General features: G+C 38.5%; 18 protein-coding genes. 6 read left to right on the top strand and 12 right to left on the bottom strand.

Going from position 1 to position 21094, the window contains the following annotated elements; all coding sequences use genetic code 11:
• Nucleotides 1-2: 2 nt before the first annotated feature.
• The 6 genes from B2W49_RS09870 (at nucleotide 3) to B2W49_RS09845 (ending at nucleotide 4241) form a co-directional block, all read left to right on the top strand.
• Nucleotides 3-722: a KilA-N domain-containing protein gene (locus B2W49_RS09870; RefSeq protein WP_291340539.1), complete on the top strand. Its 720-nt coding sequence runs from the start codon at nucleotides 3-5 to the stop codon at nucleotides 720-722.
• A 307-nt stretch (nucleotides 723-1029) separates the two neighbouring features.
• Complete coding sequence (locus B2W49_RS09865) at nucleotides 1030-1587, top strand: hypothetical protein (protein ID WP_291340537.1); 558 nt, start codon at nucleotides 1030-1032, stop codon at nucleotides 1585-1587.
• The gene (locus B2W49_RS09860) at nucleotides 1580-1756 is read left to right on the top strand and encodes a hypothetical protein (RefSeq protein ID WP_291340535.1); all 177 of its coding nucleotides are present in this window, start codon (nucleotides 1580-1582) and stop codon (nucleotides 1754-1756) included. The genes B2W49_RS09865 and B2W49_RS09860 overlap by 8 nt, the downstream gene beginning before the upstream one ends.
• Nucleotides 1746-2516, top strand: a complete 771-nt coding sequence (locus B2W49_RS09855; protein WP_291340533.1) for a helix-turn-helix domain-containing protein — start codon at nucleotides 1746-1748, stop codon at nucleotides 2514-2516. The genes B2W49_RS09860 and B2W49_RS09855 overlap by 11 nt, the downstream gene beginning before the upstream one ends.
• Entirely contained in the window at nucleotides 2513-3889 is a 1377-nt protein-coding gene (locus B2W49_RS09850; protein WP_291340531.1) for a replicative DNA helicase, read from the top strand. Before B2W49_RS09855 ends, B2W49_RS09850 begins: the two co-directional genes overlap by 4 nt.
• Entirely contained in the window at nucleotides 3879-4241 is a 363-nt protein-coding gene (locus B2W49_RS09845; RefSeq protein WP_180008812.1) for a hypothetical protein, read from the top strand. The genes B2W49_RS09850 and B2W49_RS09845 overlap by 11 nt, the downstream gene beginning before the upstream one ends.
• A 140-nt stretch (nucleotides 4242-4381) precedes the next feature.
• On the opposite strand, the gene B2W49_RS09840 is transcribed toward B2W49_RS09845, so the two are convergent.
• The 12 genes from B2W49_RS09840 to B2W49_RS09785 form a co-directional block, all read right to left on the bottom strand.
• Nucleotides 4382-5104, bottom strand: a complete 723-nt coding sequence (locus tag B2W49_RS09840; protein ID WP_291340528.1) for a hypothetical protein — start codon at nucleotides 5102-5104, stop codon at nucleotides 4382-4384.
• The gene (locus B2W49_RS09835; protein WP_291340527.1) at nucleotides 5094-5543 is read right to left on the bottom strand and encodes a hypothetical protein; all 450 of its coding nucleotides are present in this window, start codon (nucleotides 5541-5543) and stop codon (nucleotides 5094-5096) included. Before B2W49_RS09835 ends, B2W49_RS09840 begins: the two co-directional genes overlap by 11 nt.
• Before the next feature lie 7 nt (nucleotides 5544-5550).
• Nucleotides 5551-6657, bottom strand: a complete 1107-nt coding sequence (locus B2W49_RS09830) for a hypothetical protein (protein ID WP_291340525.1) — start codon at nucleotides 6655-6657, stop codon at nucleotides 5551-5553.
• Nucleotides 6658-7267: 610 nt separating this feature from the next.
• Nucleotides 7268-7696: a hypothetical protein gene (locus B2W49_RS09825; protein WP_291340523.1), complete on the bottom strand. Its 429-nt coding sequence runs from the start codon at nucleotides 7694-7696 to the stop codon at nucleotides 7268-7270.
• A gap of 10 nt (nucleotides 7697-7706) precedes the next feature.
• A complete protein-coding gene (locus B2W49_RS09820) occupies nucleotides 7707-8267 on the bottom strand; it encodes a hypothetical protein (protein ID WP_291340521.1) in 561 nt (186 codons plus the stop codon).
• Between the two features lie 102 nt (nucleotides 8268-8369).
• Complete coding sequence (locus tag B2W49_RS09815; RefSeq protein WP_291340519.1) at nucleotides 8370-10895, bottom strand: hypothetical protein; 2526 nt, start codon at nucleotides 10893-10895, stop codon at nucleotides 8370-8372.
• Nucleotides 10892-13522: a hypothetical protein gene (locus tag B2W49_RS09810; RefSeq protein ID WP_291340518.1), complete on the bottom strand. Its 2631-nt coding sequence runs from the start codon at nucleotides 13520-13522 to the stop codon at nucleotides 10892-10894. Before B2W49_RS09810 ends, B2W49_RS09815 begins: the two co-directional genes overlap by 4 nt.
• 7 nt (nucleotides 13523-13529) lie before the next feature.
• Complete coding sequence (locus tag B2W49_RS09805) at nucleotides 13530-15545, bottom strand: hypothetical protein (protein WP_291340515.1); 2016 nt, start codon at nucleotides 15543-15545, stop codon at nucleotides 13530-13532.
• 126 nt (nucleotides 15546-15671) lie between these two features.
• Nucleotides 15672-16145, bottom strand: coding sequence for a hypothetical protein (locus B2W49_RS09800; protein WP_180008806.1), 474 nt, complete (start codon nucleotides 16143-16145; stop codon nucleotides 15672-15674).
• A gap of 3 nt (nucleotides 16146-16148) precedes the next feature.
• The gene (locus B2W49_RS09795; protein ID WP_180008805.1) at nucleotides 16149-16451 is read right to left on the bottom strand and encodes a hypothetical protein; all 303 of its coding nucleotides are present in this window, start codon (nucleotides 16449-16451) and stop codon (nucleotides 16149-16151) included.
• Nucleotides 16452-16980: 529 nt separating this feature from the next.
• A complete protein-coding gene (locus tag B2W49_RS09790; protein WP_180008804.1) occupies nucleotides 16981-19263 on the bottom strand; it encodes a S8 family peptidase in 2283 nt (760 codons plus the stop codon).
• Complete coding sequence (locus B2W49_RS09785) at nucleotides 19264-20406, bottom strand: ATP-binding protein (protein WP_180008802.1); 1143 nt, start codon at nucleotides 20404-20406, stop codon at nucleotides 19264-19266.
• Nucleotides 20407-21094 lie beyond the last annotated feature (688 nt).

Here is a 21094-nt window from a genome sequence, read left to right as displayed (position 1 = left end):
TCATGAATGTTTCGTATGCCCCAACAGTGCTTACCCAGTCATCTTCTCAAATTAATATTGACGGCGATGTTATTAATCAGGATCAATACAGTCGTTATTGCTTGAATGATTTACATAAGGCAAGCGGTGGAGAAGAAAAGCATGCACCTTATCGTTTTATTCGAAATGAGCAAACTCAAGAGTTAATTCGAGAAATTGAGCAGTCACCAAATTTGGTGAGTGCTTGCGAAGTAATAAATGGTGGAAATGGTCGTGGCACATACGTTGTCAAAGAATTAGTTTATGCATATGCCATGTGGATTAGTGCGGCCTTTCATCTCAAAGTCATTCGTATATTTGATACAGCGATCACCCAAAAACCTCAACTACCCCAATCATTCGCTGAAGCACTCCAGTTAGCAGCAGATCAGGCACGAAAAATCGAGCAAGATAAACCTAAAATTGACTACTACGAAAAGATTGTAGTCCGTGACACCTTGCTTAATGCAACGCAAGTTGCTCAAAAACTTAGTATCTCAGCAGTATCTCTAAATAAACACCTTGAAGAGCTAGATGTATACAACAGGTCCATAAAACGCTGCCGTGTTTTCCAGCAATGGTTCGTAGATCAAGGATTAGGGCTACTTAAGCAAACCGAACTTGGCTACTCTCAGCCAATGTTCACTTTGAAAGGCGAAGCATGGGTAATTGAAAAACTGATAAGCGAGGGTGCTATTTCATGAGATTTAAAATTATTTTTTTAATAGCCCTTCTCAAACTAAAGCGATTCGGCTATATTGATTCTGTTCGATGCAAAATCATCGAATCAGCTTTGGTCGGCTGTTTATATCTAGGCGCACAGTCCGCTATCAGGGCTTTTTTTGTGCGTAATCCTTCCGCATCTGCGTCTTATGGCAGGGCTGAAGGGGGACACTTTCGAGTGTGCGAGTCACCTAGATTACTCGTCGACCAACCCCCTTTTGCTTTGCCACCATATCTCTTGGTCGTGATAATTGGCAAAGCTTCTAATAATCTAGGAGCGCATTCATCATGAACGCTAAAGTACAAATTCAATTTCCAGAACAATTAATTCCTTTTTACAGTGTCACTGATATTATCAGTGCTTACTCAATTGCATCTGAAGCTGCCACACAGCTTCGAACTTTAGCTAACCAAATCAACAAAGCAACGGCTTTCGTTAAAGCATTTGTACAAGAAAATGATAGAGCCGACTCCTCTGCTTTTGCTGAACTAGAAAATCTAATCATAATTTCCCAGCAGCTTGCTAATAGCCAGGCAGACACTTACATGCGTGAACTTAACAGACATACGCATAAGCCTGATGATCAGTACGGTGCTGGGGATCTGTTCGATGCTTACTCTCTTGCTCATGAAAATACATCATGGCTTGAGACCATGTTTTATCAAATTAAAGATGAAGTCGAAGTAGTCAAAGAAACTATCAAGCAGAGTACTCATGGCGCCGTCTTTGGGACTCTTGAGCACTTAATTCATATTGCTGCTTATTTAGCAGAGAGTCATAGCAACACTTTCGATGTTGAACGCGAAAAGTATGAAGCAGAATGGGAGGCTACTAAAAATGGATAAGCCTTCTATCCCATCAAAGCAAACTCAAGAACAACTAGAGCCTGTTGTCGATCAGACAGCAATGCCTCCATCAGCTGCATATGTTGAATCAGTACATATTACTCCAGAGCGTCTGTGGAATGCCGTATTGAAAAATCATTATCAGCAAGGAGGGCCTAGTGAGCATTGATGCAACACGCTGGGCTTGGACTGCTCCAGTAAATAACTCTTCACAACGTCTCGTTCTGCTTTCATTAGCGGATCGAGCAGGTGAAGAACATACGGCTTGGCCAAGCATAGAGCGCCTGGCCAAAGATACTGTGCTGGACAAAAAAACAGTTCAAAAAGTTATTCTAGATTTAATCGACTTTGGTCTGATTAAAGATACTGGCGACCGTACGGGACCTACCAGACGTGTTCGCGTTCTCAAACTCAACGGCGTCAAAGGTCGCGAGGAATGCAACCAAAATCAGAATGATTCTAATACACCCAAAAACGGGAACATTAAACAATCCCAAAAACGGAATGATTCCAAAAATGGGAATGATCCCGAAAACCGGACGTTGAACGATCCCCAAAACGGGGTACAGAATCTATCAGGGAATCTACCATTTAATCTCTCTCAAGAGCATGACTGGACTCCTGATGTAGATCAGCTGTCAACAAAGATAAAAATGGCAGGGTATGGGAATAGTCTTGACCTGATCTTTGGTTTGCCTAGTTTTGAGTTCGAGCTTAGTGCATTTAACTCTCATTTTGACAGTCAGGCTCTATCTGAAGGTAAAAAGCTTCATAAGTTCACAGCCTGGATCGTAGATAAGTTTGAGCGCTACAAAAAGCAGAATCCTGAATATGGCATTCAGTCTCTGGCCGAACAGCAAGCTAATACTGCTCAACCATTTCTTAATTTACCGACCAAGCCTAAAAGCCTATTAGGAGGTCCTCAATGAATACGCCTATTCATAATCTACAAATTGAACAAGCTGTACTTGCAGCACTGATGACTGTTTCAAACTCGTATAGCCAAGTTGAGAACCTGCTTACTGAAGATGATTTCCATGCTACACGCCACAAACTGATTTTTCAGGCCGTGGTTGATCTGGATTCGAAGAATTCACCATATGACGCCGTATTAGTAAACCAGTGGTTAGAAACGCATAGCTATTCTGAAGCCACTGGAGGTGAGCAGTATATTATGCAGATTTTAGGTGATGCACCTTCCAGCTTTTATAATCTGGTGTCTTATGCTGAGAAATTGAAAGATCTTACTACATGCCGGCAAGTTGAAGCCGAAGCAATGAAAGTGATTAGTCAGGCTCGAAACCTAACTGTTAGCCGTGGTGAGCTGGTCCAGAATGCGCAAACTGCTTTTGCAGATCTGAATACTGAATCGGGAAGTGAATCCCTTTTTCATATCCATGATGCTGCATCCAATACATTTCTTGAGATGCACCGAAAGATTGAAGCTGCACTTGCTGGCAATTCGATGATTAAAGGAATCCAGACCGGTATATATGACTTAGACAAAAAGTTAGGTGATGTCGAACCTGGATGTCTAATGGTGGTGGCTGCACGGCCCGCGATGGGTAAGACTACGATGCTCCAGCTCATTGCAAACAATGTAGCAGTCATACAAAAGAAGCCTGCCCTGATCATGTCTGGCGAAATGCCAAAAGAACAGATCGCTATGCGTCTCTGTTGCGCGATTGCACCGGCAGATATTGGAGTAGTACGCAATTCCCCTCACCTGCTACCTAAAGAGGAATTTACAGCATATACAAACGCCGTTGTGATGCTTCAAAAAGTACCAATGCAGATCAATGATACTTCCCGTCCATCTATTGCAAATATCAGGGAGTCTATCCGTAAAGTAAAACATCAGTATGGCTCTGTCGGTGTGGTTCTGGTTGATTATCTTCAGATCATGAAGACAACAAAGCAATTCGCCCGGGAGGATTTAAAGATTGCTTATTTTACCGGTGAGCTGAAAGCCATGGCCAAAGAGTTTGATTGCGTCATTGTCCTTTTATCTCAGCTCAATCGTGAGTTAGAGAAGCGACCAAACAAAAGACCAATGATGTCGGATCTACGTGAATCAGGTGCAATTGAACAAGATGCCGACCAAATTATTTTTTTGTACCGGGACGAAGTTTATAACAAAGAATCCCAATACCGAGGTATTGCCGAGGCTATCGTAGGGAAGAATCGTCATGGCGAATCAGGTACAACATATATGCATGCTCAACTAAAATATTGCCAATTTAGTAATTTGGATCCTGAAGCACTTAATGAAATTCAAGGAGTAAAAATTAATGTTGCATAGCATTGATTACACCACAAGCCAGAAGGCAGCAGCTGCTCGATTCATCAACTTAAGAACAAAAAAGAAAGTTAAAGAATTTATTGTAAAACAGCGTGGTTACAAGTGCCCTGATTTTAACCGCATGATTTTAGACCTTTGCAAACTTGGCTGGACACACGAAAAGATTGCGTTTGTCTTGCCAGTCGCGAATGCCTCTACAGTTAGTGAATGGGCACGAGGTGGAATGCCAAACTTTGAGAACGGCGAAGCATTTATAGAACTATGGAAAAGTGAAACAGGTATAGATAGGATTCCACGCAAAGGTGAATGGCAAAGCTACAAATATGAAATTGGACAATTAAACCTGCTGTAATTTCTCATTTACCTAATAAGACTCATATCAAGGCCAGCTTGCGCAAAAAAGAAATGGAGAGACCGAAACGGCGCATATCGGGAAAATAACTGAGATTAGAACCGATGTGCTGCAGTTGCTATAGCTCAGATGTTAACTAGCTAGGAAGTGCTCTTTTTACTCTTAGCCTTCCTAGGCTGCTTAACCTTATCTGCAGGCTTACGAACAGACTTTAGATTTAATACACAGTGTCTTACCTTATATCCACTCAAACCAGAGTGTGGGTGTACTTGCGTACTATAAAAAAGATTAGTGTCTTTATCTGGCCAAGTTAATTCAAGATCTTCCAAATTTGTATTACGAGCTGGATCTTTTCCCGCACTTTCTAGCTCTGTGTACCATGTTTTTAAAATTTTATTTGTCGAATAAGTAGTATTAACAGCATAAATTAATACACCACCACATTTTTCATTTTTTTCACCAGTAGAATAATCCTCTAATAATTGCTTAAATCCACCATCAATTTTTGTGACACCACTCCATATTTTAGATTCCCCAAACCATTTATATGGATAGCCTGCTAGTTCTACATGAATATCTACATGACCATTTTCAAATTTATCATGAGCAGCATCATAACTTAAGATTTTCAGATCCCTAACTATTTGAGTATTAATATCATCCTCGAATACTTTTAGCGCCTCTTTATTTGAATCATTTATAGGATACTTTTGAGCTATGATCTTTCGACTAGCCTGTATCTCTCTTAAAATTTCATCTAAATCAGAATAAAGAAAATCTACAAATTCTTGATAAGACTTTGGATTTAATCGAGTCATCAATTTAATAACTCTAGGATCTAATAAGCCTGGATTAGTGAGCATGTAGATTACTCACAAATAATTGAGATGGGGAGAAATACGTTAATACCTGCTGGTTAAACTCTTCTGCGGTTAATACATCACCATTCAAAGGATGTATATATTCACCAGTAGATATTGAATCTAAGATTTGTCTCACATCATCAAAGTCTGCAACTGTTTCGAACCTATTAACTGCAAAATTATAAGCCTCAAACTTTTGAGTCAGAACATTGATATTATTTTTTGTTAGAAAAAAAACAGCACTATAAAAGATATCTTCTGAAGTCGAGGGATCTACACGCTTGTAGAGATCTACAAAAGTTAGATGACTTTTCTTAGAAGGGGCAATTGAAACGTAATCAACCATATTAAGACACGCACTCAGCATTTCAGTTGAAACGTCTTTCAACTGAATTTCCAATCTTTGCTTTAGCTCTGTCAAATATTGAGAGCGTGTCATTGTAAAATTACCTTAATGTTAAAAGCTTATTGAGAACAAATTCAATATCTTCATAAGATCGACTACCTATTACAAATGCATTGTAAAGATGGCTACCATTAATATTATTTAAAGCGTTATAGCTACTATTTAATGAAATTTCTATATTTCGATCATAGTATTTTTTACTAATCCGATACGGTGTAATTGTTTCATCAAGTTTCACACCATCAACTTCTGTATTTTTTAAGCCATTAACACCAGACTCATGATATATAACTTGTCTGATATCAACGCTATCCCCACGTAATTTTTCATGATGAGCTGTACCTTCAGTAGTTGTAAAATAAATTTCCGTTACACCACTGATCTTATCAACAGCTTCATCATAAAATTCTTGAATGCATGGAAATAAGTCTAATGGGGCTGCTAAGAAATTATATTTTTGCATGATTTCTAGGCCTAATTCTCTTTTAATGAAATGAGAAAAATTACTATGAATTACGTTAAGTTCATTCCTTGGCATAACTCTAGCCAAGTCTACTAGAATAATTAATAGACTACGCTCCTCATCGATTATGACTGAATCAAAACATCTTAATTCAGTAGTTTTGAAGCCAAAAACAGAGCTATATAATCCACTGATACTATCTTTTAAATCATCTGTGTCAATTTCTTGCCTAACTGTTAATTCTCGCACTTGAGAGAATTGATATGAAATTATGAGGTCATCACGGATATCGTGTTTTTGAAATGGATAAAAAGTCCTTTTATTAACTTGTAATTCAGCCTCAGAATCTGGCTGATAATTTTCAAAAATCGCATCTAATTTTTGCTTAATCTCAGTAATATTTTCTACACTTTGGTAAATGGTAAGAAATTTATCATCAAATAGAATATGCTTATCAACTGTATCTGATATTTTTTCCTGTAACTTTTCTAATTTTTCTAAATCATAGATAGATGATAATTTTTGTTGTAAGTCAGAGAATTTTCGACCACTTAAGTTCCTACCGACAGTCTTAAAAATTTTTTGAAACTCTTTCAGAGACATAGCCCTTTCTTCAGCAATATCCAAAGTAGATGCTATTACTTCACGTACATCATCTGTGTCTTGTTTTTGATCACCAGTCATTTTAAGTTAGATACCCTAAAAATTAGAATTAATTTAAAAATTAAATCATACATTCACAGCAACCAATTTATATAATTTTTCTCTAAATAATATTGTAAATATAAGCATCTCTTAGTCGTTTAAATCTTGACTATATCGTAAAACTATCAATTAAATTTTGATAGTAAAAAGCTATAAATAAAAAAATAACCAGATAAAACTATTGACAAGATTTAGCTATTTTTAGCTATAAGTAGCTGTAGTTTAGTTATTTTGTTTTGACATTATTACAGACAAATATTTAGCAAAATATTTCACTTGGTTGTGTAACGGTTTTCAAATTCCCGTGTAACACTTTTAAAATTCCCGTGTAACAGAACCCGAAAAAGTATGTATCGAACATGAAAAAAAGCTCAAAAAAGTATGTATTGAACATGGGCCTTTGTATGTATTGAACATAACTTTTCCTGAGTAACGGTAGATGTGAGCATTATTTGATCAATGTTTCAGGTTTTCTATTCAAATAATCATTAACACTGGCTTAATCAGTTCTCGAAATTTGAGACTTGCAAAATCTATCACTATTAAGCATGTAATAAAGAACACCTGCCGTAATCGAATACATATAAACTTAATTAATTTTAAACTTCATAGGCTGAAAGTCATCGATATGAACTTTTTTTGCCTTCAACAAATCCTCTCTTTGGCCATCCACAACCAAGACGGCGCGCTTAACTTGAACTGTCCAGGTACGATCAGCTGCACACATAGTCTCTGATTCGATAAAGACATTACCAAATGCTTTACCTTGGAGGTTTTGTATATCGCCGTAAGTTATTACATTCTCTGAAGTCCCCTGCACTCTACCGGCTTTATCCTTTGCCACAAGGTCTAAATACAGTTTGTCATAGGTTCCAAGAAAATCATGGATCGTTACATCCACCACTGCGGAACAGATCCCAGAGTTCACATAGCTGGTCTTAGAATGTTGAAGTGTAATTGGAGTGGCCATAACAATAGAACTGCATAGATATGTCATTAGCCCAAGTAGTCTTTTCATGCATCAGTTCCTAATTATTTAATTCAACAATTTCTTTTGCTAATCCATAGACCAAATCTAACCCCTTCAAATCATACTTATATGATGCATATTTATTATCTGATTTGATTGAATAGTTAAAGCGATTTGCTTTTAATAAGCTCGCTATAAAACTATTTGTTTTAGCCGAAGGTGTAATAATGGTGCTAGGCAATGTCTGCATTGGCTTTCCATCTATACGATAATTTACTTCAAATAAATATTTATTAGACTTAACAAAATTTTCTCTATCAAAAAGAACCATCGTTCCTTCTGGAGCAACATGCATAGCAAAACGATTATCTTTGGATAGGATTAAGCAATCTACAGTTGGCAAACCTTTAATGATTGTTTTGGAGCACCCCATGTACCAAAACAGATTGTCCTGTAACCCAATATAAGCATAAGTAATTTTATTTTTAGTATTTTTATAATCGGTAAATACTGAACCGTCTTGAATTAAATATTTTTGCATATCTGGACTGATCATATTTTCACTGGAATAAACTGTTGAGCAAAAGACTATTGATAGCAAAGCAATACTAATTTTCACACGATGTCCCTTTAGAATTCGATAGTTATAAATTTAAGCCACCTTCGTACACACTTGTATAACATAATCTAAAAATTAAAAAAGGAGCCGAAGCTCCTAATTTTATTCCGATAAATCCCACCAGTAACTATTACCTAGGTTCTCCAGGCGCTGCTGTGTTCTTGGTAAATAATCAGGATCAATCATATTCTGCATTTTGGAATACAGCATTCGATCTACGACCAGCTTACTGTACCAAAGATTCTGCAATGGAATATTACTCTTAAGGGTATTAGCTACTTCCATCATCCGGGTAGATTCTTTTCCCTCAATGATGTTATTCCCCATACCAGTCAGCAGCATACCCAACTTCATGCTCTGGCCTAATAGTGGTCCGCTGATAAAGTCGGATGCACTTCTACCAGTAGGATCTGAAAGCGCAGACATAATATCGCCCAAGAAGGAAAGCCCACCACCTTTGAGCATAGATTTGCCAAAGAAATCAATAGTAAATACAGGCTCTGGATTCTTACCATTGGCCAAGTTCTGAGTCTGAACGATCAATGCCCCTGCTAAAGTTTGATAAGCTAATAGCGAAGCCAGGAACGTCACTCTGCTCTTAATATCTCCTTGGGCAAAGGCACGGTGACCAATACGGAACATATAAGCCAATGGAAAGCCCTTAAACTGAAATAATGTACGCCCTAATTCCCCTTGAATAGTACCAGCCTCACCTAAATTGATAATGCTACGCTCCCGTACACCAGCTTCAATAATTGCCACAGACTCTTCGTTAAAGATATGCGTCTGATACTTCATTGCAGCCTTGTAGCGAAAATCAGCAATCGCATTAGCATTGTCCTGCTTATCCAATGGTAAAAACTGCTTAATCACATCATCTGGCGCGTTAAAGAAATCATTCTGAGTTAATACAGCGGTTCCATCTTCACGCTTACTTGGCTCCAGCTGCTGCCATAACTGCCAATCACGCTCAGTAATACCATTCCCTTGTAGAATCTTTAGATCATCAGCACCGAGATCTTTCCAATCTGTTTTACGAGTCATTTCAGCAAGCTTATTCATGTGCACCAAATTAAGCGCTCGTTTCGCTCCAGCAGTGACGGCGTTTAATCCTGACACTTTCATAGTCATTGCAGCAAACGCCTGCATCCTTGCGTTAAATCGACCTGACTTGGTAGCACTACTAACAATATCAGCATCACCAAACCGTGTCATGGAACCAGCCATTTCACTAATACCTAAACCAAATCGCAATGCTTCATCGCGTGCAGCACCCTGTTTCAATTGCTTCATGTATTCAGGAAGAATGGATTTGGTATAAGACAAGCCCAGCATATTGGCTACTTTCTTCATGCTGGCATGATCACCAAAGGTCGTTAATGTGGTGCCACCCAATTTAGATGAAACCATTAAGGCACGAAGACCACCCATAACATTCCCCAGAGTTGAATCAATTGCTCGGGTATTAGCATCCAAAGTGTTGTACATCGACATGGCACGATGAGCCTGCTTATCAATCTCACCGTGTTTCATGCCGTTCTGTGGATCTGCTTTTAGTTTGATCTTGGCTTCATCCAATAGCGACTCAAATGTATGGCGAGGATTGGAACCAAGATTCTGCATCATTGCTACTTCAGTACTCATACGCTGAGTATGATTTTTCAGAATCTCATGAAAGCCTGCTTCATCATAAGTTCCATATTTCTTTTGATATGCCAGCCATGCATCACCATCCTTGAAATGCAAAGCACGTGATTCCTGATGACGATTTGCCATTTTCGAACGACCACCTACAGGCGATGCACCTGTTTTAGCCTGTTTATTCAGTACCGATAAATCTTTATTAGCGCCGTTGGTTGAAATGGTCTTGTAAATATCCTCGAGCATGGATTTAAGTTCCAGCTCATCCATCAGTTCACCGGTCTCTTTGACATATTGATTCCGATCCAGTCCTGCCAATGCATCATTCACCCATTCGGATTGATCGGTTAAGGCAACCTTCTTTTGATCGTGTGAAGTCATAAAACCGAAGTTATCGAGCTTTTTGATATTCCCACCAGCACGGTTAAAAGCTAACCGCATTTCCTCTAGGACGGTGCTCACATCTTTGGCCATTGCTGTTATTTCTGGATTATCAGACTTGCCACCAAACATGACTCGGATAATATCGTCAGTCATTGCCTTGTTCACTGACATTCCAAAGCGCTCTTGAGTCTTAGTGAATACATCAGCAACCAATGACATCCATCGACTGTGTAAGGCTTGAGATTGCTTCTCTATAGATTGGATACCACTTTGATCTGAGAAGTATGCAATTTTCCGCATTAAAGCCTGAACTGGATTTAATTTAGGATGGTTATAAATTTCATTCTGCACCTGCGCCTTAATGACAGCATCTCTGGCAATATTTTGATTATTCTTGGCAATCTGTACGGCGAGATCTGAAGCTGTTTTCTGAGCAATGGCTTCCGCACGCTCAGCAGGACTTTTGAAAATCCAATCTGCATCAGTTCTAGCCAACGTATTTTGTGCTCGAATATACAGTGATGAAATGCGATTACTATCAGCTGCACTGAGTCTTTTTTTTCCTAATGCTTTTGCAACTTGTTCTCTACATTCAGCTCTCATGCTGCTTCACTCCCAAATCTTAATGCGCAGCTAGCCAATGCTTTCACTGCCTGAATTTCGTCTTTTGCGATTTCTTCTTGCTCTTTGACATAGTCCAGTAAATCACGGGATGACATCGTCACAATTTCTTCATCCCCATTTTCATCCAGACGAGTAAAAGTTACTTCCATGTCGGGATCTGCTTCCAGAATTGAAACCGCTTCCCTTCCATCTGCCGTGTCAGTGAATGAACCGTACTCACCTTTACTGGACTTGGTTAAGTCTGGTGCACCATCGACTTTGACCTTACCTGGCTTCCAGAACTCCCGCTCTAATGCCTGAGCAGCCTTATGCTGTACTGCAGTTAGTTCAGCACTATCTGCTTTACCATTTGCAGGATGAGCAAACAGGTCTTCGCCATTACGTGTAGCCTTTACTGGGCTAATAGTGCCGTCCTGATTGACTTGCCGCTGAAAAGTTGTATTAGAGGTCTTATTGTGTAGCTCTTGAATGATGCCCCCATCATCCGTTGATCGCTCTCGTTTAAGGTAGTTTTGCGACCTGGTGGGAGTCCAGTTATCTATTCCGGCAGTAATTGCATTTTGCGGAACATTTGAACCTGGTGTTCTGGCATTAAGATCCAAAGTATTCGGCTCAGGATCTGTAACAATAACTCTTTGCTGTTCAGGTACGAATTGTTGAAGATCGGCGTCTAATGTGTCCAAAGTACGATTAGCACTATTACCAGGCCCAGATAAATCAACCTGAGGTTCAACATACGGCGTCCGGTAAGCACCGCCATTAGAATATTGATAATGCGCCGTAGCCTTGAGGTATTCCAGATCCTCTTTAGTCAATGGGGAGGATAGAGCATCAAACTCTTCCTGGAGTGATTTAACACTATGTTCATCTGCACTGAACACAAAAGGCATTGCCTCAATTTCAGCATCAGATTGGGACTTGTATGCAGGAGGTGCCGCTATATCAGACTCAAACTCTGGAAACTCTGATTCACTTCCACGGACTTCGGTAGACCGCGCTGTGGTTTGTGCCCCCACATCACTATAAAGACTGGCTATTTCATTCCAGCGTTTCTCGTATTTGGCCTTTACCTGTCCTACGGTCATGCCATTAAACTGATGAGAGGAAGTAATTTCTTCCGCTATCTGACGCGCAGTTTTTTTACTATTCCCTTTACTCCAGCGTGTGGCCACATCTACAAAAAGCTCATTATCTTTAGCCTTTAAAAATACTGGTCCACCCCCTTCACCGAAGAAATGCAGATAGTAAAGTTCTAAACCATTAGGATCCCGATTAAAGTGACCACGAAAAACCTTAGCATTATGCTCATAGTAGTTCAGGCCCGCTTTAATTTGATCATTACCATCAAACTTATTCTTCCCACCCATTCGTGCAAAGGTACTATCCAGAGTCTGGAATAAACCTGTTGCAGAAGAAAGTAACTCACCCTTTCTATTCTTTGGCTGGATGGAAGTGCTAAAGGTACCGCCAGTTTCAAGGTGAGATATGATCAGCGCGTCTACTGGATTAATGCCTCGTTTAGAAGCTTCTTGAGCAATCGTTTTTGCCCACGGTTTTGTATTCAATACAGGATTAGACAAGACATCGGCTATTACTGGCGCTTTAGGTTCATCAGTATTGATACCACCTGGTCTTACAATAGCTTTCGGTGTACCTGTTATCGGTACAACAGGTGCAGTGGGTACAGGTACTTTAGGTGTTCCGCTCACTGGTGCTTTTAAGCTCACCAACTCATCATTCAATGCACTCTCCATTGCACTATCCAGTGCATCAAAGTGTGAATTGGCTTCTTTTGCATTAGTTGGATTAAATGGATTCGTCCCCTCTGCATGCTCAATGTTAGCCTGTACATGAGCAGCATCATTCATCGTATCAACATTACCGTGTTCTTTTACCTGCTCAGGTCTCAATCGGCCTTTATTGGCCCACAAGTTGAGTAGGAGTGCCATCCCGCCGTTTGCTGCTAATGTCGATGGACTTAAAGCATTTTCCTTTAATGCTTCACCGTATTGAGCGACCTTTTTATTTTCATTGTTTTCAAGAAATGAACCTTCCAGATAATCACCAGCTGAGCCTGCAGCCGTAGCTAGCGCAGTAGTGCCTACAGCATCCGCCACTGCCGATTTAGCAACACCACGGGTAGGAATAGCAAAACCCAAAGCATCTGTAACCCCTTTAATCGCTCCACCAGTTCGAGCAGTTTTTATGTCTGCCCCTTTATTCAGTAAGTCTGATTTCTCCGCTTCAAAGGTCTGGTACCCAAATAGCCCAGAGTTCAAAACTAAGCCTGGTACACCGCCAGTCCCCAAAGTAGTGACGGCGTTCCATCCAATACGGGTAAAGTCTTTAGTAAGCCCATAAGTAAACTCACCGACTCCTCCCAAGTCATCAGGTTTAAAAATCTCAAGGTTTTGCGCTCTCAATGCAGCTGCTTTCTTATCTCCCCGTATTAAGGCATCTGGAGCAGTGGCAGCCTCAACGGTACCCATGGCAACACCAGAAACAACACCCAAAGCCCCGTCACTAAATCCACCGCGTTCACTTTTAGGTTTAAAACGAGGATCTTCTTGATTTAACGTTAATTCATCATCTGCTAAAAAATCCATCTTTACCTCATCTCACTTTAAATGTTAAACGTGTTTGACGCTTCTTATCGGTGGCATCCATGATGTACTTGGTACCATTCTTGAAGTAGTAGACATATGGGTTTTTAGGGTCTTGTTCCAAAGGAAGATCTAAGAAGAAATCCTTATCAGAGCCACCATAGTTACGCGCATTGCGAGAGTTAAAGTTCTCCAGCTGCTCGCGAAAAGATTTTTCACTGACAGTATGAGGCCGCAGTACTACCGATTTACTTCCGAAATATCCTCCTGAAGTGAATTTGCCACCAGTTACATTTAGAATTGCTTTATTGAACAAATCCTCATCTATGGTTTTATTTAATATGCTTCCCTTTGAATCGGCTACTTTCTCGGACTTTTGAACCAAATAAGCATAGTTAGCTTTAACTGACTCCAAATAAATCTGAAAGTCTGGTTTACCTGGTGAAGTGATGCCAGCTAAGTAGGTTGCGGTATAGGTTCTTAGGGCATTGTCATCAACTTTTACCAAGTTCTTATCCAATAGATCCTGCCCGGTAATAATCTGCCCAGCAATATCTTGCAAGCCACGGTTATTAAGTGAAGCAGATAATCGATATGCACCGCTTTCGCCAGCAATGCTACTAATCATATCTCTGGATGCATTGGCATTACCCGCACTGGATTTGTAAAGACTGGTTAGCAAGCTCAACTTGTCCCCTGGTCTAGCTTTTTCCCAGAACTGTTTTAGTTCAGCTTGCTGCTGGGTAGTGAATGGATTTAAAGACCCTACAGTCCCGTTCAATACGTTGTTCGCATGAATAGATTTGATGTTCTTGGATAGAGCTGCAATAGCTTCAGGGTTACCACTGAGAATTGCATGAGTAGGTACTACAGTTAGATCTTGACCAGTCTTGATCGAATAAGCTAAGGCTGAGTTATTTTTCTCATAGCCAAGCATATTCTCATGCGTTTTAGAGAGAAGATTTAATTTCCAACTCACATCTTTAGCATTATCTTGCGCCGTATTTTGAGCTTCTGAGCGCTTTTTACTAAGGTAGGCTTCACGATCATCTGGACCTAAGCGCATGAACTGTTGTACTTCAACCAAAGCACCGCTGTACTGAATAAACTCAGACTCTCTTTCTGTACCTTTAACACGTGCCAAACGAGATTTGATGACGTCTTCACTTGGAATTAACCCAGTCTCGATGTCCGCCTTCATCTCATTAACAGCATCTTTGGCATCATTTTCTAACTGCTTCTGCTGCAAGGCAGCCGCACGTTTATTCTGATCCATTTGAGTGAGTGCACGACCACTCCAGTAAACGGCTTGTTCCTGAGTCAAGTTGGGATGTTTTTTTAAAACAGCTTCAGGAGTTGATAGCTCTGCCAGTTGCTCATTGTCTGACTTATTTCCTAGATAGAAGGTTGCTACATCATTACCAGCTCTATTGTTCTTATATTCATTAAATGTGCTTTGAACATGCGATACTGGCAACCCTTTTGACTGCGCATATAAAGCTAATCCATTCCAAACATCCTTTTCAGAAGCATTTGGATCTTTAAGATAATTCTCCCTCATATCCTTAAGTTGAACGATAGCTTGTTGTTGTTCTGACTTTTGAGCGATAGGCAAATACTTTGCTGCACTACCATAGGAATGGTGATCAAAATAATTATTGAAACTTTGCTCAAACTGCTTAGGAACAGCAGTCTTATACTGCCCTTTGATTGTTTCTAAACTATCCTGTCTTTGTTTAACTGCATCATCATAAGACAATTCACCACTTTGCATTTTAATGAGCAGATCACTATCAACTACACTAATATCAGCCCCTATTTTGGAAGATTGCAGGGCAAAATCAGCTTTGTCTTTCTTGTCCTGCTCTGCTTTTTTTTGTTCAGCCTGCTGTTTAGCAACCTGGCCTACAGCTTGACCCAAGTTACCCATAGCCTGTGCCAATTGCCCTGTGTTTCGCTGTGGCATTTGGATGCGATCCACTTGCGGTAGTGAATTACCAAAATTGCCCATCGGGATTCTAGCCATTTATTTTTCCATCTAAGCCTAATTAATAGGTTTAATTTTGGATGCATATAACAATCAAAAAATGGGTAAATTTAGAAGTAAAAAAAGGAGACAAGCAAAGCCTCCTTTTTTGAGACTTAAGTATTGCTAAATAGAGTGTAAAATACTCTTAATACCCGACTTGCGACCCACAGCAAGAGATTGTAGTACAGGCTTTATAAACTGTATTTTTTTTAAAACCTGTTCCACTTCAAAATTAAAAGTATTTCTATTAACTAGGCGCTTAAATTCCCGTTCTGGATCAAGATAGAATGCTGTAATAATGAATACATTTGGTGCGCAGCTTATACTTTTAATAATTGCGTATAAATGCCGAAAATAAAATTCCTTGTTATTCTTATTAACCAAATAAATAAGCCTATGAATCAACTCTTCCAGATGGTTAGCAATTTTTAATAATTGTTGTTTATATTCAATTTTATATAGTTGATTAGGCTCCTTGCCATTTGTTTCCCTTTGAAACTCATCGATTAAGTATTCAATGCCATTGCATAACTGGATCGATCTCTCCATATCATCGCAATTTAAAGGCCTGAAATTTTGTGGTCTGTTATTCGCCATGTCTTAAATACTCCAGTATTGAATTCTAGGGATGTCAAAATCAGACTTCCCAGTTAAGGATTTCCAAAGTTCAACAAATAGCTCGCCGTTCTCAAAATTTGGTTTGCTGCCTTGCGCCCATTCAGACACGGTACTGGCGTTCGCAACAGGTAAAACAAATGCAATCTTTTCATGCGTCATTTCATGATGTGCCTTTAATTCATCAAGCATTTCTTTATAGTCAGGTGTGCCGTACCTAATTTCAGTTTTGATAAAGATCAATCTGTTCGGGGTCTCAAAATTATCAAGTTCAACATATATCCCCATACTTATCTCCGCGTATTTTTATCTTATTACGGCGTAATGTAAGCATCTAAAAAATGGGTATTTTTGACAAAACGCGCGCGCGCGCGAGGGAGACCATGAAATCCTATATTTTCAGTGTAAGCATCCAAACTAAAATTTGTGAGATAAGAGAAGTTTGTTAAACGCCATATCTTGCGTTTTAAGACATCAAAGAATTAATTGTGTACCTTTGGTCATTTTTATAATTTAAATCTCGTACAGCTCAAGCCAGTGCAAAATTGACACATAAGCTAGATTGGTTCCAGCTTTTAATTATAAGTATTTTTGAAAAACACCTAAAAACTTGAACAGCTCTCCAAAAGAGATGATCGGTTCAATGGTAGATTCTTTGATAGGTTCTGCATCCCAAAAACGGGTACATTCAAAATCCCAAAAACGGGTACATTCAAAATCCCAATATTGGGAATATTGCCGTTTTCGGAATAATTCCAATATTGGGTATGTTTTTATTCCCCATTTTTTGGGGACAACTTATTTTTTATTTTGATAGTTAATGACGCAATCTTAAATGCTGATCGATGGGTTGAATATCCCAGCCTAATCTATCTATTTCTGTTCTCATCTGTTCATAGACAGGCAATTCAGAGTCAGTGCTTCGAATGGTCAAAACCAAAGTTGCATTTTGAGCATAATCTGGTTTTGGCTCCTCAGCTCTACGAATTACTTTCATTTTAAGACGCCAAGTTTCCACGTCAATTCGTGTAAATTTTTTATAATATGCTTTCACTGGTGACCACTTAAAACCATGCTCAATTTGAGCAGATTCATATCTTTCTTTCATATCATCTGGAGTAGCTGGAACTAGACTTTGAAAGATCGGGTTTCCTTTCTCATCTAGCTCTGTCCGTCCCATACCCACATCGATATTTGTTCGACAATACTCGGAGGCAAAACTCCTATTAATTAAAGGGGAGTAGACCAAAGTCATTAGTATTTCACCTTGAAACTTACCTGAAGTATTTAACAAGCAAGACGCCATAGGAAATGGAACTTTTTCGAACTCAAAACCACCATGCCTAACATCGACATTGAAGAATAAAGTTATGGCATTAGGATCACAGTACAAACTATCTATTACATCTTGGGGACGACCAAACCCATAATAATTTAATGTTTCAGAAGAAACTTTATTTTTATTACTCACTAATGCTGAATGTATTAATAGAGCCTTTACCATTTCAGGTGCAACGGGTTCAGGATTATTTTTAGAGAGATAATGATGGATATTTGCAGCCAAACTACTCACGATAGGTGTCGCGAAACTAGTGCCTACTGATTCTACCAAATTATCATTAGGTCCAAGTGAGAGCACACCTGTTTGAGCATAGTTACCATTGATACAATTATTACCACCATAATGGGTAACCTCAGGTTTAGGAATAAAGCAAGGCCCTGGTCCAATACGTGAAAAAGGTGAAACTTCTTCGGACTTAACCAATGTTTGAGCTGTTTCTCTATGAGCAATACTTCCTACTGTCAACCCTCTAATAGAGTCAGCAGGGGAAGATAATCTATTATCTTCTGAATAAATGCTGTTACTCATAGTTGGCCAACATGTACTATTAACCTGATTACCTGAAGCAATAACAAACAAGCATTGATAGTTATCATGCATTTCATCTAAAAAGCATGCAAAATCAGAGAATTGATCCTGACCTACTGGATTAGAGGCTCCAAGAGAAAGATTCCAAATTTTTACATCTGGATACTTAGGCACCACTTCACTAATAATTGAAATTAAGTCTTCTTCCGAAACATTACCATCATTAGGAAAGACGTTAATATCGACAATTTTAGCCTGTGTATCAGGAAACCTTGTATCTCCATGATTCAGTGATCTCCCATTCACAATTAATCCCGCGACCATCGTTCCATGTAAATAATTTTCCTGACCGGTTGGTACGTATGTTTCTTTCGCAATAATCCACGGAGTCAATAAAGTATTGGATGGACAGATTCCTGAATCAATAAGACCTACCACTGGATAATCTTTCTGAATATCGGGCGGTAAGCAAACATGAGAACTTGCCTTACTAACAATATTCATCTGGGTATAAAGATCTAAAGGCTTATAATGAGGCATGGGTATTAATGACCGAAGACCTATAAATTTTCTTAACGCTTCTTTAGCATCTTGGCTTTGTGTTTCAACTACAAAAAGATTATCAATACTGCCATAACTTAATTCTCTAATTTTTATTTGATAACTTTCTGCTAATTGTCTTAATGCCCCCTTAATTTTTATATTTTTTTCTTCATTCTGGTGATCAAAAACTGAGAGTTTGATTTTATTAGATTCTACATTCTCATTGAACTCAGCCCAATCCAGATTTAATAGTCGCTCTTCTTCTGTATACGGCTCTATTCTCTCAATTGTAGAAATATTTGCGACAGTTTTTTGAGTTTGTGAAACTTCAATTTTCCTCTTAAGTTCCGTTAAACCTTTCCTTGAAGCGCTAATTAATACTTCACCTAAGCCTAACGTACCAATAATTGGACAAGTTCTATTACTAAACAAATCAGTTGGTCTATGAGACTTTGCCACGGCCTCTGGCTTTAAAATCACTTTTGCAACAGCGGGCAATTCAGGCCATTTAGCAAAATCTGAAGCAAATTTTTTCTGTATATTATCAACCTGATGAGATAACTCTTTTCTTCGTTCTAAGGATGCCCCATCATCAAACACCTTAAGCCTACCACTAGGATCGCGTGGTGGGCGATGATCACTCTGTCCTGGTTTAACTATTAATATTGGATTTCGTAATTTATCCATTTATCCACCCTGATTATCTTTTGAAGCTGTTGTAATTTTTGAAATTTTTCCTGTAGAAACATTAAACATCGATGATAGTCTTTGTACTGTGAATAACTTTGAATCAGCACATCTCAATTGAATAATTTTTTCTTCTACATCAATATCTTTTGAAATGATTTCATCATACTGATGTTTAATTAATTTAAAAATTAGATCATCAGAATCAATAACTTTTTTATCATTCAAAATCGCATTACGAATAGCTGCCTGACAGGCTTGCTTGATAACTGCACCGTTCACCCCATGACTAACCTCAACAATAGATTTGAGATTACTGGAAACATATTTTCCTAAAAATTGTTTAAGTAGCAACTCTCTTAGCCCCTTATCTGGTAAAGGGATCTGAAGTCTGTATGCAAAACGGCGCCATACTGCAGGATCTAATAACTCATGGTGATTTGTAGCTGCTAATAAAATCGTATTTGTAGGTAAATTATCAATATTTTGAAGAAGACTCACAACAACTCGCTTAAGTTCCCCTAATTCATGTTGATCATCTCTAGCTTTAGCTAATGAATCAAACTCATCTAAAAATAGGACACATGGTCTACTTGCAGCATGCTCAAATAAATTACGAAGATTTTTAGAGGTTGACCCTAAATATGATGAAATTAATGAATCACATCGAGCAGTAATTAAAGGTAGGTCTAATCTTGCAGCTATATAATTTGCTAATACTGTTTTTCCACAACCAGGAGGGCCGTAAATCAGCATTGAAGGGGCAATGCCTACCCCTTCATCTTCTAAAAGACTAGCTTTTTCAATAAATTTTAAGAATTCATCAATCTGGTTTTGTATATAAGAGCTGAAAAGTACTTGGTTATCTTCCAAAATTGGACGTGACTCATCACCTAAAGACAAGCGACTTTCTTTGTCCAAAGGAATAGAAGTAGTAGAAGATCCTGAATGTAATGATGCAGGTGAATAACTTCTTGTCGAAGATAACGAGCTTTCAATCTTCTTTCTAATATTCTCAGCTTGACGGACTAAACCTTCTTTTTCTAATTTTTCAGCTAGCAAAGTTGCATAGGAATTTACTTGGGTTGTATTTCCTTTTAGTGCTCCCTCAATAATTTTTAAAACCTCTAGAGTATGCTCCATACCACAACCTCAAAACGTCAACCAAGGTTAGTATACAATCAATAATGAAAATTATGCAAAATAAATGAAAAATAGTGAGAATTAATGAAATAAAATTAACATATATGAAAATTTTAAAATTAAACACTAACTATAAGATATATAGATCATCCGTTAACACTTCGATAACTTGTTGGTATAAGTGTTGGTATTTAAAAATTACAGGCTAAACATTTAATTTAAAAAACAATAGCTTAAATCAACAACATGAATCCCTCTCTCCCGCCAAATTAGTTGTTTACGGTATTATCTCGTAGTGTTAAGGGCTTGAATCTAAAGGGTTTAAGCCCTTTTTTATTGCATGTGATAATACGGTAAAACACGGTGGCATACCGACATATTTGTCGGTATATTTGTCGGTATAAATGCAAAATAGCTAAATTTTAATCAGCAAGCTACAAAAGTGCCGATTTTATACCGACAAATAAGGGAGAAACTAAACATGGCAAAACACATAGACAAACTCGATGCTATAAAAGTTCTAAAATCTACGTTTCGATATAAATGGTGCTAAAAAGCAAAGACACCCTGATGGCGGTGGGGCTTAGTTGTGTAAATACCTAAAACTATGATTTATTATATTTATTTTTGTTAAATTTCCCCAAACCTTTAAAAATTAGTATCTTGCAAAATATTTAAGTAACAAAAC

Origin of the sequence: Acinetobacter sp. UBA801, assembly GCA_002296655.1 — a bacterium.
In the GTDB taxonomy this organism is placed as follows: Bacteria; Pseudomonadota; Gammaproteobacteria; order Pseudomonadales; family Moraxellaceae; genus Acinetobacter.
This window is presented reverse-complemented; position numbering and strand designations above follow the sequence as displayed.